Genomic DNA, 14,183 nt, shown 5'->3' on the forward strand with positions numbered 1-14,183 from the left:
GTCCATTCTACTGCTCTCGGAGCACTTATGTGGCAATGACGGCCGCTGTGACGCCTCCTGGCGCGACGATCATGTTTTCAGGCACCCCCCCTTTGGGAAGGGGGTCAACCGCTCAGGCGCAATTATGGAGCCTAGCCGTAGGTGTCGCCGGGCCCTTGGCCGCCGCGGACGCGCAACCCGCCCTGCCGGGGGCCCGCACCCGGGCCGCGCACCCTGACCCGCTTGACCGTGCCGTCGCCGAGCTCCTCGTTCAGCCGCCTGACCAGCGTAGCCGCGAGCAGGCGCACCTGCGTGGCCCACGCGGTGGAGTCCGCCGCCACGAACACCTCGCCGTCCTCGAAGGACTCGGGCTTCGTGTGCGCGGCCAGATCCGGCCCCACGATCTCGCGCCAGCGCCCGAACACCCCGCCGACCGCGACCGGCTGCTCCCATCCCCGGTCGGCGAGGAGATCCCTGATGGCCTTTCCGAAAAGTTGTGGATCGCCGGCGTCCCGCCGCTGCCCGGAGGACCTGCGCCGCGGCTCGGTCCGCGGCAGCTGCCCCCGCCTGGCCGCGTCCGCCTTCGCCTGGGCCAGCTTCTCTCTGGCGAGAGCGGCCCCCTTGGCCGCCGCGCCCTGGGGAGACTGACCGCCCACGGGCTCATCGGACACGGGACACGCTCCCTTCCGTGACGTCGAACCGCGCGCCGGCCAGCTCGGCGGGAACGTCGCCCGGCACCGCCGCCGTGATCAGGACCTGCTCGGCCGAGCCGACGACCTCGGCCAGCCGGGTCCGCCGGTGGGTGTCCAGTTCGGCGAAGACGTCGTCGAGGATCAGCACGGGATCGCCGCCGTCCGCGCGGAGCAGGTCGTAGGCGGCCAGTCGCAGCGCCAGCGCGAACGACCACGACTCGCCGTGGCTCGCGTATCCGCGCGCGGGCAGCTCGCCCAGTGCCAGCTGCAGGTCGTCGCGGTGCGGCCCGACCAAGGTGACGCCGCGTTCGAGCTCCCCCTGCCGTGCCTCGGCGAGGCTCGCGCGCAGTGCCTCTTCCAGAACATCACGAGATGTTCCACAGCCTGTGGACAACGTCGCGCTCGTCCGGTACTCCAGGTCCGCCGGGGCCGAGGTCGGCGCGAGCGTCGCGTACGCCTTGGCGGCCAGCGGCCGAAGCGCCTCGACCAGGTCCAGGCGGGCGGCCAGCAACTCGGCGCCGTGCCGTACGAGATGGGTGTCCCAGACGTCGAGCGTGCTCAGGACGTCGCCCGCCCCCGCCGAGGCGAACCCCGACTCGTCGTCCTGCCTGCGCGCGCTGCGCCGCCGTCCCGGCTTGGTCGCGGCCGCCGTACGCAACAGGGTGTTGCGCTGTTTGAGCACGCGGTCGTAGTCGGCGCGGACCCCGGCGAAACGGGGGGCGCGGGCGACCAGCAGATCGTCGAGGAACCGGCGCCGCTCGGAGGGATCGCCCTTCACCAGAGCGAGATCCTCCGGCGCGAACAGGACGGTGCGCAACAGGCCGAGGGCGTCACGCGGCCGCGAGACCGGCGAACGGTTCACCCGCGCCCGGTTGGACCGGCCCGGGTTGATCTCCAGCTCGACCAGTGCGCGCCGGTCGTCCCTGGCGACCATCGCGCGGACGATCGCCCGGTCGGCGCCGTGCCGTACCAGCGGAGCGTCGGTGGCGACCCGGTGACTCGACTGCGTCGCGACGTACCCGATGGCCTCGACCAGGTTGGTCTTGCCGTGCCCGTTGGGACCGACGAACGCCGTCACTCCCGGGTCGAGGGCGAGCTCGGCCGACGGATAGGACCGGAAGTCGGTCAGGGACAGGTGGCACACACGCACCCCGAAAGGCTAGTCCCTGCCGGCACCCGTCCGGGGGGCGAAGAACCGCGCCCCCTTCAGGCCCGGACCGCGCCGGTTGTCCACAGGCTGTGGATCAGCGCTGGGTCTCCACGGGCGGGCTCACGTCGGCGCCGGGAGCGTCCGCGCCCTTGCCGGTCTGCCCCTCCTGGGCGGTGACCGCGTGCCCGCCGAACTGGTTGCGCAGCGCCGCGACCATCTTCATCGCGGGGGAGTCGGACTGCCTGGACGCGAACCGGGCGTACAGCGCGGCCGTGATGACCGGCAGCGGAACGGCGTGATCCACCGCGGCCTGGACGGTCCACCGGCCCTCTCCCGAGTCCTGGGCGTACCCCTTGAGGTCCGACAGGCCCGGGTCCTCGTCGAGCGCGCGGACCAGCAGGTCGAGCAGCCAGGAGCGGATGACGGTGCCCTGCCGCCAGCTCTTGAACGACCCGTGGACGTCCGTGACGATGTCGGCCGCCTCGAGCAGCTCCCAGCCCTCGGCGAAGGCCTGCATCATGCCGTACTCGATGCCGTTGTGGACCATCTTCGCGAAGTGCCCCGCGCCGACCTCGCCGGCGTGGACGAAGCCGTCCTCACCCTCGGGCTTGAGCGTCTCGAAGATCGGCATGAGCCGCGCGACGTCGTCGGACGTGCCGCCGACCATCAGGGCGTAGCCGTTCTCCAGCCCCCAGACGCCGCCGCTCACACCGACGTCGACGAAGCCGACCCCCTTGGCCGCGAGGTCGGCGCCGTGCTTCTGGTCGTCCACATAGTGTGAGTTGCCGCCGTCGATCACGATGTCGCCGGGGGAGAGCATCTCGCCCAGCAGCCGGACGGTGCTGTGGGTGGGCTCCCCGGCGGGCACCATGACCCAGACGGCACGGGGGGCGTCCAGCCGGTCGACGAGCTCCTTGAGGCTGCCGACGTCGCTGATCTGCGGATCGCGGTCGTAACCGACCACCTCATGACCGCCACGGCGAAGCCGCTCGGCCATGTTGCCGCCCATCTTGCCGAGTCCGATCATGCCGATCTGCATAGAGCTACCCCCTCAGGGTCGAACATCCACAGGGACGCCGTACCCGGACATACGACCTCCACGCCCGGGAGATCGTACGCCCCCGGATCAGCTCGACAGACGGATTGGCATGATCAGGTAGCGGTAGTCCGGGGTGGTGCCTTCGTCCACAGGCTTGCCACCGGTGAGGATGGCGGGCTTCGTCGACGTGGTGAACTGAAGACGGGCGACGTCGGAGTCGATCGCGCCGAGGCCCTCCAGCAGGAACTGGTGGTTGAACGCGATGTTGATCTCGTCACCGTCGAACTCGACCGGCAGGACCTCGACCGCCTGCGCCTCATCGCCGCTGCCCGCCTCGAGGACGACCTCGTCGCCGCGGAAGGCCAGCCGTACCGGCGTGTTGCGTTCGGCGACCAGGGCGACGCGCTTGACCGCCTCGACGAACGAGGCTGTGGACAAGTCGGCCCGCGCCGAGAACTCGGTGGGCAGCAGCGAGCGGTACTTCGGGAACTCGGGGTCGAGCAGCCGCGTGGTGGTCCGCCTGCCGGCGCTGGAGAACCCGATCATGCCCTCGCCCGTGCCTCCGACCGAGCTGAGCGCGATCTCGACCTCGGCACCGGTGGCGCCCAGCGCCTTGGCGGTGTCCGCGAGGGTACGGCCGGGCACCATCGCGATCGCCCGGAAGTCCGGCTGCTCGGGGTGCCACTTCAGCTCGCGTACGGCGAGGCGGTAGCGGTCGGTGGCGGCGAGCGTCACCGTGTCGCCCTCGATCTCCATGCGGACGCCGGTGAGCATCGGGAGGGTGTCGTCCTTGCCCGCGGCCACGGCGACCTGGCCGACGGCTCCGGCGAACACGTCACTGCCGATCCGCCCGGCCGCCGGGGGCATGGCGGGCAGCGAGGGGTAGTCCTCGACGGGCATCGTCAACAGGGTGAACCGCGCGCTGCCGCACGTGACGACCGCCTTGGCTCCCTCGACCACGAAATCCACAGGCTGTGCGGGAAGCGCTCGGGTGATCTCGGCGAGGAGCTTGCCGGAGACGAGGACCACACCGGCCTCACCGGTCTGCGGCTCGAGCGTCACCTCCGCCGAGACTTCGTAGTCGAAGCCCGAGAGCTTCAATTGCTGGTCGTCGGTGACCTCTAGGCGCATGCCCGCCAGCACCGGCACGGACGGCCGCGCCGGAAGGCTGCGTGCCGTCCACGCGACGGCCTCGGCGAGTGCGTCGCGGTCGATCCGGAACATCACGTGGATCAGCCTCCTGGGTATCGCTGCTTGTGCATTGTCGCAAGTCTTCACTCTCCCGCACCTTGGGGCCTCGAGAACCCTCTATGGCTCTTGAGTTCTTAGTAGAGAGAGCTAAACGTCATCGTCATAGGGGCGGTGGATACTGTGGAAATCAGACCCCTCCGCAGGTCAGAGCCCATTATTCATCCACTGCCGGGTGTGGAGGACCGGTGGATGAACGGGGCCCGCCTGGGGATGACCGTCCTTTTCCCACAGGACGTCCCCAGGAGAGGGGGTCTCTGTCCACTGGTTATCCACGAGGTTTCCACCGGTTATCCACGGGGTAAATGACCTCCTCAGGTGGACATCTTTCCACTACGCACAGGGCGTCCCCAAGGTATCCACGGGTCATCCCCAGGTTGTCCACACACTTGTCCCCAGCATGTGGGCGCGATTTTCCCCCTGGCGACGGGGTTATTCGAAGGAGTGGACGGGCGTCAGAGCACGCCGATCCACAGAGATATCCACAGCCTGTGTATCAAGCGTTGCGTGCGCGCTGCTTGATCCGCGTGGTCAGCTCGTTGACCTGGTTGTACATCGACCGGCGCTCGGCCATGAGGGACCTGATCTTGCGTTCGGCGTGCATGACGGTCGTGTGGTCGCGGCCGCCGAACTGCTGGCCGATCTTGGGTAGCGACAGGTCGGTGAGCTCGCGGGCGAGGTACATGGCGATCTGCCGGGCCGTCACGAGGGCGCGCGAGCGCGAGCTGCCGCAGACGTCGTCAAGAGAGACGCCGAAGTACTCGGCGGTCGTCGACATGATGAGCGAGATGGTGATCTCGGGCGTGGAGTCCTCGCTGATCAGGTCCTTGAGGACGATCTCGGTCAGCTTGATGTCCACAGACTGGCGGTTGAGGCTGGCGAACGCGGTCACCCGGATGAGCGCGCCCTCCAGCTCACGGATGTTGGTCGCGATCCGGCTGGCGATGTACTCCAGCACGTCGGGCGGGGCGGCCAGACCTTCCTGGATCGCCTTCTTGCGAAGGATCGCGATCCTCGTCTCCAGTTCGGGCGGCTGGACGTCAGTGATCAGTCCCCACTCGAAGCGGTTGCGCAGCCGGTCTTCCAGGGTGACCAGCTGCTTGGGAGCGCGGTCACTGGAGATGACGATCTGTTTGCTGGCGTTGTGGAGCGTGTTGAAGGTGTGGAAGAACTCCTCCTGCGTCTGCTCCTTGCCCTCAAGGAACTGGATGTCGTCCACAAGCAGGATGTCGACCGCGCGGTAACGGGCACGGAACCCGTCCGCTTTGTGGTCGCGGATGGAGTTGATGAAGTCGTTGGTGAACTCCTCGGAGCTCACGTATCGGACTCGCGCGCCGTCGTACAGGCTCTGCGCGTAATGGCCGATCGCGTGCAGCAGGTGGGTCTTGCCCAGCCCGGAGTCGCCGTAGATGAACAGCGGGTTGTACGCCTTGGCCGGCGCCTCGGCGACCGCGACCGCGGCGGCGTGGGCGAAACGGTTGCTCGCGCCGATGACGAAGGTCTCGAAGGTGTACTTCGCGTTCAGCCGCGCGGGCTCGCCGGACGTACGGCTGCCGCGGGTCTCCCACCTGTTCTGCGCGGGCTCGGGAACGGCCTGGTCCATCGGCTCAGGAGGCAGGACGGCGTCGTGCTGCGGGTGCGCCTGTGGATAGTCACTGGGCGGCGGTGGTGCGGCGGCCGGGCGAACCTGCGGTCCCGGCCCGGCCTGGGGAAAGGACGGCCCTGGGGAGAAGGTGTCGTGTGTGCGCGTGTCCCCCGTGCTCTCGCGGGGATCGACCATCACCGCGATGCGAACGGGACGGCCGAACTCCTGGGAAAGAGCGTGCGCGATGAGGGGGCGAAGCCGTACTTCGATGACTTCCTTGGCGAAATCGTTCGGGGCGGCGAGGAGGATGGTGTCGTTGATGAGCCCGGACGGCTCGGTCATCTGGAGGAACGCCCGCTGTTGTCCTGAAACGCCCTCATCGAGAAGGGTCCCCAGAGCGCGAGCCCACACCTCGTTGAGGTCGTCGGCCTCCATGGTCCGGCACTCCTCCCTTGCGCGGCCCCCGCATATTCGCCGCGATCCGTTTTTCCACGCCGGTCCCGGCCGGGGGCTCCCCGGCGGTACCAGCCCCCGATACGTGATCCACAGAGGATCCACACGTTATGCACAACCCACGCACAGGTCCCGGGCGCATCCACGTTCGATGGAGGAGGGTCCGGAGGGTTGACAGTAGTGGTGTGCGCGACCTGGGTTCAAGACGTTGTCCACAGCCTACTGGTAGCCATGGGCGCCTCGCGTGGGCGATGTCCGCACCAGGAGAAAAACCCCTTTCATAGGGGAGGGTCATAGGAGTGGGAGCGGCCCCTGATCACGGTCTGGTTTGACCTGTGGCACCATTGCCGCCTAACGTGTGGAGGTCGGCTGGTCACGCGACGGCTATTTCGCATGTCCACGCATCTGGCGAGCCGTATCCTTGGAATGTTGCGCGTCCGCGGCCTCTCTGCGGGCGTATCTGAAGCCTGGAGTCCACTCGTGAGCAAGCGTACTTACCAGCCGAACAACCGTCGCCGCGCGAAGACCCACGGCTTCCGGCTGCGCATGCGCACGCGTGCCGGCCGCGCCATCCTGGCCGCCCGTCGCCGCAAGGGCCGCGCCGAGCTGACCGTCTGACGAGCGAAGCCGTCATCGCCCGCCGTCCACGTGTCGGCGGGCGATAGTCGTAGTTCGAGGAAGTTCCGGTGCTGCCGTCCGCGTCCCGCATGCGACGCGGTGACGAGTTCGCCGACGCGATCCGGCGTGGACAACGCGCCGGTCGCCCCACCCTGGTCGCCCATATGAACGTGGGCGAAGGTGAGGGGCCGCCGTCGGTGGGTTTCGTCGTGAGCAAGGCCATCGGTGACGCTGTGACCAGAAACCGGGTGAAGCGCAGGCTCAGACACCTGATGCGGACCCGACTCGACCGGCTTCCGCGAGGTAGCCTGCTTGTGGTACGCGCCAACCCAGCTGCCGCGTCCGCGCGAAGCGAGCACCTGGCCGCCGAACTCGACATCGCGCTCGATCGTTTACTCCGGCGGTGGGGGTCCGCCCCGCGGACCCTGACGGATGGACGGTCATGACAGTCGAGCAGTCGAGCCCCGAGAGGCCGGCCACCCCCGGTGCGCGGCCCACACTGGCCGCCCGTGTGTTGCTTGGCCCGATCAGGTTCTACCGGGCGTTCATTAGCCCGGCACTCGGGCCGCGATGCCGGTTCGAACCGTCCTGCAGCGCCTATGGACTGGAGGCCATCGCCGTACACGGAGCGGTGCGCGGTTCGTGGCTGACCATCAGGCGTATCGGGCGTTGCCACCCGTTCCACCCCGGAGGTTTCGACCCGGTGCCCCCACCCCGAGTCCGGTCTCACGACACAACGCAAGGGAGCTAGCTCGGTGGAGCTGTCATTCCTCAACTGGCTGTATACGGCAGTGGCGTGGGTCATCACCCACATCCACGCGGGCTACAGCACCTTTCTCTCCCCTGACAGCGGGCTGACCTGGGCGCTGACCATCATCACGTTGACCGTGCTGATGCGTCTGCTGATCTTCCCTCTCTTCCTCAAGCAGATGCGCTCGTCGAGGAAGATGCAGGAGCTCGCTCCCAAGGTGCAGGAGCTGCGCAAGCGCTACAAGAACGACAAGCAGCGCATGAACCAGGAGGTCATGCGCGTCTACCAGGAAGCGGGCGCCAACCCCCTCGGTGGCTGTCTGCCGATCGTGGCGCAGTTCCCGATCTTCATCTCCATGTTCACCGTGCTCCGGGCGATCGCCGAGGATCAGGCCAAGTTCGGCATGACCCAGGAGCTGGTGGACAGTGCGCGTCACGCGCACGTCATCATGGCGCCGCTTCCCGCCACGTTCTTCACCAGCAGCGCGGACATCCAGGCGCTGGGCGCCGACCCGGTCATCACGAAGATCGTCCTGGCCTGCTTCGTGGCCATCAGCTCGCTCACCACCTTCCTCACGGTCCGCCAGAGCGTGACCCGGTCGATGCAGCAGATGCCCGACAACCCGATGGCGCAGCAGCAGAAGATCCTGATGTACATCTCGCCGCTGTTCGCCGTCTTCAGCCTCAACTTCCAGCTCGGTCTGATCCTCTACTGGGTCACCACGAACATCTGGACGCTCAGCCAGCAGCACTGGTTCTACAGCCGGCACCCCATGCCGGTCGTCGACGAGAAAGGCAACGTGACGACGCCGCCGCCGTCCAACGGAGTCTTCGGGAAGCTGCTCGGCAAGCAGAAGGTCAACACCCCGGCGGAGCCTGCCGCTCCGCCGGAGCCTAAGATCGTCCGTCAGCAGCCGTCCCGGCAGTCACGTAGCAAGCGGACCGGCAGCAAGAAGTCGTAGCAGAAGGAGAGACCGGACGTGACCGAAGCCGAGGAGAGCGTCAAGCCTGCTCCCGACATCGCCGCCCTGGAACAGGAAGGCGAGATCGCGGCCGACTACGTCGAGGGCCTGTTGGACATCGCCGACATTGACGGTGATATCGACATGGACGTCGAAGGCGACCGTGCGGTGGTGTCGGTCGTCGGCATCAAGGGAAGCGATCTCGTCGGCCCCGGAGGCGAGGTGCTGGAGGCGCTCCAGGAGCTCACCCGGCTCGCGGTGCACCGCCAGACGGGGGAGCGGTCCCGGCTCATGCTCGACGTCGGCGGCTATCGGGAGCGCCGCAGGGCCGAGCTGACGAAGATCGGCTCTGCCGCCGCCGACGATGTGAAGCGGAGCGGAGAGCCCAAGGCGCTGCAAGCGATGACGCCGTTCGAGCGGAAGATTGTGCACGACGCCGTCGCCGCGGCCGGTCTGCGTAGCGAGTCCGAGGGCGAGGAGCCCCGGCGTTTCGTCGTCGTACTTCCCGCGTAGTCGCGCTTTCGCATCGAAGGCCGCCGATCCTCCGAGGGTCGGCGGCCTTTTCCGTACCCGCGGGCGAAGCGAGCCTCGCGGGAGCGCGCGGGAATGCGTCGCAGGCTCGGCCGGAGCGGGGCGGCTACCCTTACCCCGAGAGCATCCATAGATGAGTGAGTGATGACGGAAAGCAACGAGCTGCCCGAAGCGCCCGCGGTGGCGCGCGAGGTGTTCACCAGTGAGGCGTTGGGCAGGGCCGAGGCGTTCGCGGAACTGCTCGCGGGCCCCGGAGTGGTACGCGGACTGATCGGGCCACGCGAGGTTCCCCGGATCTGGGACCGCCATCTTCTCAACTGTGCGGTCGTCGAGGAGGCCATCCCAGAGGGCACCCGACTGGTGGACATCGGTTCCGGTGCCGGGCTGCCCGGTCTGGTCCTGGCGATCGTCCGCCCCGACATCACGGTGACTTTGCTCGAACCGCTGTTGCGCCGGACCACGTTCCTGGAGGAGTGCGTGATGGTGCTGGAGTTGGGCAACGTCGAGGTGCTGCGCGGCAGGGCTGAGGAACTGGCGCGCAAGCGGCTGTTCGACGTCGCGACCGCGCGTGCGGTGGCTCCACTTGACCGTCTACTCGCATGGTCCATGCCGCTGCTTGAAGAGGGTGGCGAGCTTCTCGCCATGAAGGGAGAGCGCGCGGCGGAGGAACTTGAGGCCGCCGGGCCGCAACTCAAGGCGTACGGAGCGCGTACCGCCGAGCTTGTTACGGTGGGGCACGGTAAGGTCGAGCCGCCCACCACTCTCGTTCGCGTCGTCGCGGGCCGGACTCCCCAGCAGAGTGGAAAGGGCGCGCGGCACCGACGAAAGAGGTGAAGGTCTTGCCGGGTGCGGAAGCGGGCCTGGGTTGGCCGGAGAATCACATCGCCGTACCCTTGGAGATCGCGTCGGTAGGTCGGCCGTCCGGGGTCGGCTGGCCTTTTATCTCTGTTTCGCAGAGCGAAAGGGCGACGACCGTGTCCCAGACCCCCCTTATTTCCGGCGATTCGCCGCTGGTACGAGAGGCACTGAGCTCTGTGGTTTCACGTGAAACAGCCACGGCCGCTCCTGCGGCTGCGCCTTCGATTGGATACTCGACACGGAACGAAGGGGAGTGGCCCCGCCCCCCGAAGTGCCGCGTTATGACAGTGGCGAACCAGAAGGGCGGCGTCGGAAAGACCACGACCACCGTCAATCTGGCCGCGGCACTGTCGATGCACGGGCAGCGCGTTCTTGTGGTGGACCTTGACCCGCAGGGCAACGCCTCGACGGCGTTGGCGACGGAGCACCGGTCGGGTGTTCCGTCTGTTTATCAGGTCCTGGTGGACGATCTCCCGTTGGCGTCCATCGTGAAACCGGTTCCGGAGATGCCGAACCTGTACTGCGCGCCCGCGACGCTGGATCTCGCCGGCGCGGAGATCGAGCTGGTGCCGATGGTCGGGCGGGAGACCCGGCTGAAGCGCGCCTTGAACGCCTTCGACTCCATGGAGCTGGACTACATCCTGATCGACTGCCCGCCCTCGCTCGGCCTCCTCACGGTCAACGCGATGGCGGCGGCGCAGGAAGTGCTGATCCCCATCCAGTGTGAGTACTACGCGCTGGAGGGACTCACCCAGCTGTTGCAGAACGTCGAGCTGGTGCGGGTTCACCTGAACCAGGATCTGAACGTCTCGACGATCCTGCTGACGATGTACGACGGCCGGACCCGGCTCGCGTCGCAGGTGGCGGAAGAGGTGCGGTCACACTTCGGTGACACGGTGCTGAACGCGGTCATTCCGCGAAGCGTCCGTGTCTCCGAGGCGCCCAGCTACAGCCAGTCGGTCATGACGTACGACCCCGGATCGAGTGGTGCCCTGGCGTACAAGGAAGCCGCCCGCGAGATGGCCTACCGAGGCGCGGCGGTTGCGGAGGCGTAGCGGGTTGCGGGCACTTAACGAGCCCGTACAGCGGTAACCTCTCGTGGTGGAGTGCCCGGCGACTCTGGATCGCTGGGCACTGTCTTTCGTGCGGTGTTAAGGAGCAGCGTTGTCTCAGCAGCGTCGGGGACTGGGCAAGGGCCTTGGGGCACTGATTCCCACCGGGCCGATCGTCGAGCCGACGATCGCGACCGGTCCATCGGCGGAGCCTGCGGATTCCGGGTTGCGGCCTGTCGAGGGCGCATACTTCCAGGAGATCCCCCTTGAGGCGATCGTGCCCAACCCGCGCCAGCCGCGTGACGTGTTCGACGAGGATCGCCTGGACGAGCTGGCCGACTCCATCAAGGAGGTGGGCCTGCTCCAGCCGATCGTCGTACGCGCTCTCGGCGAGGGACGTTTCGAGCTCGTGATGGGGGAGCGGCGGTGGCGGGCGTCGAAGCTCGCGGGCTTGGAGCAGATCCCCGCGATCGTGCGCAGCACTCAGGACGACGAGATGCTTCGCGAGGCACTGATCGAGAACCTTCAGCGTGAGCAGCTGAACGCGCTGGAGGAAGGCGCCGCTTACCGGCAGCTACTCGATGACTTCGGGGCCACGCACGAGGTTCTGGCGAAGAAGATCGGTCGATCTCGCTCGCACATCACGAACACGCTCCGACTGCTGAACCTGGCCCCGAACGTCCAGCTGCGCCTGGCGGCCGGGACGATCAGCGCCGGGCACGCTCGGGCATTGTTGCCGCTGGAGGATCCCGCGGCACAGGAGCGCCTGGCGAGCCGGATCGTCGCGGAGGGACTCTCGGTTCGTACGGTGGAAGAGATCGTCGCTTTGGGCGAGGCCACGGCCGGCCCCGCTCCTCGTAAGCCTCGGGCGAAGAAGCCGACCGCGCCCGCACTGACGGAATTGGCGGAACGGCTCTCCGACCATTTCGATACCAAGGTGAAAGTGGACCTGGGGAGTCGGAAGGGTCGGATCGTCGTCGAGTTTTCCACGATCGATGATCTGGAGCGGATCATCGGCACCATGGCGCCGGACGCTGTATCCGTCATGGGCGACGGCGAGGAATAGCTCCGATCTTGTGACCCGTCGTGTTTCACGTGAAACACCGCGTGAAGATCGGCGTGAGGTTCGGCGGGGTCGGCGGGGGAATCGGCGGGGAAGACCGGTTGGGAAGGTTAGCCGGACAATCAGCGGCGAAGTCGGTGGCGAAGTCGGCTGCGCCTGCGGTTGAGGACTCGACAGGGCGGTCGGTTGGGGCGGCTAGTTAGGTTGGGTGCAGCGCGGGGACTGGCGCCCGTGGGCGCTGCACTGTGGGGCGAGTCGCGGTGGTTGGTGTCCGTAGGCACGGCGACGGGGGCTTGCTCCGGCCGGCCGTGATAGCGGGCCTCTGGTGATGCCGCTCTCGCGGCCATCGCGGGCGCGGTGGTTGCTGGCACGGTCTTACGCCGGCCTCCACAAACCCCCGCCTCCGCGCCGAACTTTCCCGCCGCACCTCCGCGCCAGCCCGTAATGCGCATGCGCGCTACCTCCATCCACTCCCGGCTCAAGCCTTATGAAGCCGTCCTCCTTCAACCATGCGATTTCTCCCGCTGCACTCACGTGCCGCCTTCGTCGTGCCGCCTTCGTCGTGCCGCCTTCGTCGTGCCGCCTTCGTCGTGCCGCCTTCGTCGTGCCGCCTTCGTCGTGCCGCCTTCGTCGTGCCGCCTTCGTCGTGCCGCCTTCGTCGTGCCGCCCCTCGCTGCGCTCTTTGTCGGGTCCCGATGTCAGTGACGCCGGCTTTCCATGGCGCGCGCTTTCTTACCGTTGATCTGGACTTGACTTGCTGGCCTTCCCGCTGGCGCCTGAGTCCGATGCCAGCCGCTGTTCACCGCCCCTGTATGCCGTGAGCGGTAGGCGCTCCCACACCAACGCGGTCGGTGAGGTCGTGGGCGATGCCGCCGGGCGCATGCTGGCCGCCGGGGTGTTTTCGCGTGGCGAGTTAGAGCCGGACACTCGGCTATTGGGGAATGAGGTGAAGGGCGGCGGCGTGGGCTCGGCGACCTATCGGGCTGGTCGATGTAGGGGCGGTGCCGGAGGAACCCGGGGGCGTGATGGGGCTGGCTCGTAACCGGCGGGACACGTTGGACGGTGGGGGAGGAAGACAGATGGGGGGCTACGTGGTGGGCTCACCGAGGCAGCGATGGAGGGGCCGAGGCGACTGGATTCCAGGTGGCGGCGCGCGGATTGTGGGTCCGTTTCACGTGAAACACGTGAGGGACCGGCCGTGGTGGCCGATCCCTCATGGTGGCAACGTGTGCGGTGGTCAGCCGCGGCGGGCGGCCAGTTCGAGGAGTCCCTTGCAGAGGGCGCCGAGATCCCGGCCGGCAGCCTCGGCCGCCATCGGCAGTAGTGAGGTCTCGGTCATGCCGGGAGCGACGTTCACCTCAAGGAAGTAGGGGCGACCGCTCTCGTCGACGATGAGGTCGGTACGGGAGACGTCCCTGAGGCCGAGTGCGGCGTGGGCGGTCACCGCCATCGCGGCGCATGCTTCGGTGTCCTCCGGCGACAGGCGAGCGGGAGCGAAGAACTCGGTGTGCCCCGCCGTGTAGCGTGCGGCGTAGTCGTAGACGCCTCCGTCGGGGACGATTTCGACCGGCGGCAGGGCGACCGGCCCGTCGCCGAGGTCCACGACGGAGACGGCCACCTCCACTCCGGCGATGTACTTCTCGATCAGCACGGTGTCGCCGTAGGCGAAGCAGCCCACCATCGCGGCGGGCAGTTCCGCGGCCGAGCGAACGATGGAGGCGCCCAGAGCGGAACCTCCGCGTGAGGGCTTCACGAAGAGCGGCAGCCCGAGCCGGTCCACGATGCGCGCCAGAACTGCCGTCGCGCCCAGATCGTGGAAGGTCTCCTTGGGGAGGGAGACCGAGTCGGGCGTGTTCAGCCCCCAGGATCGGACGACGGCCTTGGCCGTCGGCTTGTCGTAGGCGACCCGACAGGCGTCGGGAGTGGCACCGACGTACGGCACGCCGAGCAGTTCCAGCACGGAACGGATCGCTCCGTCCTCACCGGCTCCGCCGTGCAGCGTCACGAAGACGGCGTCCGGCGGGTCGGCGAGCACTGCGGGGACCAGCGTGGAGTCGGTGTCGCGGGTCTCGACGACCACCCCGGCCGCGCGAAGCACCTCGCTGACCCGGCGGCCGGAGCGGATGGAGACTTCTCGCTCATAGGAAAGGCCCCCCGCCAACACCAGCACATGCGCCAAGTCACTCATAGGGAGAGGGCCTTT

The 14,183-nt window shown here is 67.9% G+C and carries 14 protein-coding genes; 8 read left to right on the plus strand and 6 right to left on the minus strand.

The features are described from left to right. Positions 1-131: 131 nt before the first annotated feature. The 5 genes from IMZ11_RS14655 to dnaA all read right to left on the minus strand — a co-directional run bounded on the left by IMZ11_RS14655 (position 132) and on the right by dnaA (position 6,128). Positions 132-650, minus strand: a complete 519-nt coding sequence (locus tag IMZ11_RS14655; RefSeq protein ID WP_061256068.1) for a DUF721 domain-containing protein — start codon at positions 648-650, stop codon at positions 132-134. Next, positions 640-1,821 carry a DNA replication/repair protein RecF gene (gene recF, locus IMZ11_RS14660; protein WP_228641678.1) on the minus strand — a complete coding sequence of 394 codons (1,182 nt, stop codon included), beginning with the start codon at positions 1,819-1,821 and terminating at the stop codon, positions 640-642. The genes IMZ11_RS14655 and recF overlap by 11 nt, the downstream gene beginning before the upstream one ends. 94 nt (positions 1,822-1,915) lie before the next feature. After that, positions 1,916-2,860, minus strand: coding sequence for a phosphogluconate dehydrogenase (NAD(+)-dependent, decarboxylating) (gene gnd / locus IMZ11_RS14665; protein ID WP_228641680.1), 945 nt, complete (start codon positions 2,858-2,860; stop codon positions 1,916-1,918). Between the two features lie 87 nt (positions 2,861-2,947). Next, positions 2,948-4,087 carry a DNA polymerase III subunit beta gene (gene dnaN / locus IMZ11_RS14670; protein ID WP_228641683.1) on the minus strand — a complete coding sequence of 380 codons (1,140 nt, stop codon included), beginning with the start codon at positions 4,085-4,087 and terminating at the stop codon, positions 2,948-2,950. A 517-nt stretch (positions 4,088-4,604) separates the two neighbouring features. Beyond that, positions 4,605-6,128, minus strand: a complete 1,524-nt coding sequence (gene dnaA / locus IMZ11_RS14675; protein ID WP_228641685.1) for a chromosomal replication initiator protein DnaA — start codon at positions 6,126-6,128, stop codon at positions 4,605-4,607. Between the two features lie 498 nt (positions 6,129-6,626). Between dnaA and rpmH the strand changes: the two genes are divergently transcribed. The 8 genes from rpmH (at position 6,627) to IMZ11_RS14715 (ending at position 11,983) form a co-directional block, all read left to right on the plus strand. Further along, positions 6,627-6,764 (plus strand): 50S ribosomal protein L34, encoded by a 138-nt coding sequence (gene rpmH, locus IMZ11_RS14680; protein WP_015772801.1) that lies wholly within the window; start codon positions 6,627-6,629, stop codon positions 6,762-6,764. Between the two features lie 68 nt (positions 6,765-6,832). Then, entirely contained in the window at positions 6,833-7,210 is a 378-nt protein-coding gene (gene rnpA / locus IMZ11_RS14685; protein WP_228641687.1) for a ribonuclease P protein component, read from the plus strand. Beyond that, positions 7,207-7,515 (plus strand): membrane protein insertion efficiency factor YidD, encoded by a 309-nt coding sequence (gene yidD, locus IMZ11_RS14690; protein WP_228641689.1) that lies wholly within the window; start codon positions 7,207-7,209, stop codon positions 7,513-7,515. The genes rnpA and yidD overlap by 4 nt, the downstream gene beginning before the upstream one ends. Before the next feature lie 4 nt (positions 7,516-7,519). Then, the gene (yidC, locus tag IMZ11_RS14695; protein ID WP_228641691.1) at positions 7,520-8,476 is read left to right on the plus strand and encodes a membrane protein insertase YidC; all 957 of its coding nucleotides are present in this window, start codon (positions 7,520-7,522) and stop codon (positions 8,474-8,476) included. Positions 8,477-8,494: 18 nt separating this feature from the next. After that, a complete protein-coding gene (locus IMZ11_RS14700) occupies positions 8,495-8,989 on the plus strand; it encodes a R3H domain-containing nucleic acid-binding protein (RefSeq protein ID WP_061256080.1) in 495 nt (164 codons plus the stop codon). 162 nt (positions 8,990-9,151) lie between these two features. Beyond that, positions 9,152-9,841, plus strand: a complete 690-nt coding sequence (gene rsmG / locus IMZ11_RS14705) for a 16S rRNA (guanine(527)-N(7))-methyltransferase RsmG (protein WP_228641693.1) — start codon at positions 9,152-9,154, stop codon at positions 9,839-9,841. Between the two features lie 305 nt (positions 9,842-10,146). After that, a complete protein-coding gene (locus IMZ11_RS14710; RefSeq protein WP_061256084.1) occupies positions 10,147-10,920 on the plus strand; it encodes a ParA family protein in 774 nt (257 codons plus the stop codon). A 109-nt stretch (positions 10,921-11,029) separates the two neighbouring features. Next, positions 11,030-11,983, plus strand: a complete 954-nt coding sequence (locus tag IMZ11_RS14715) for a ParB/RepB/Spo0J family partition protein (RefSeq protein ID WP_228641694.1) — start codon at positions 11,030-11,032, stop codon at positions 11,981-11,983. A gap of 1,234 nt (positions 11,984-13,217) precedes the next feature. Here the strand turns inward: IMZ11_RS14715 and IMZ11_RS14720 are convergent. Next, positions 13,218-14,168 carry a D-alanine--D-alanine ligase gene (locus IMZ11_RS14720; protein ID WP_228641696.1) on the minus strand — a complete coding sequence of 317 codons (951 nt, stop codon included), beginning with the start codon at positions 14,166-14,168 and terminating at the stop codon, positions 13,218-13,220. Positions 14,169-14,183: the final 15 nt, after the last annotated feature.

The organism is Microtetraspora sp. AC03309 (genome assembly GCF_020826795.1).
Classification (GTDB): Bacteria; Actinomycetota; Actinomycetes; order Streptosporangiales; family Streptosporangiaceae; genus Microtetraspora; species Microtetraspora glauca.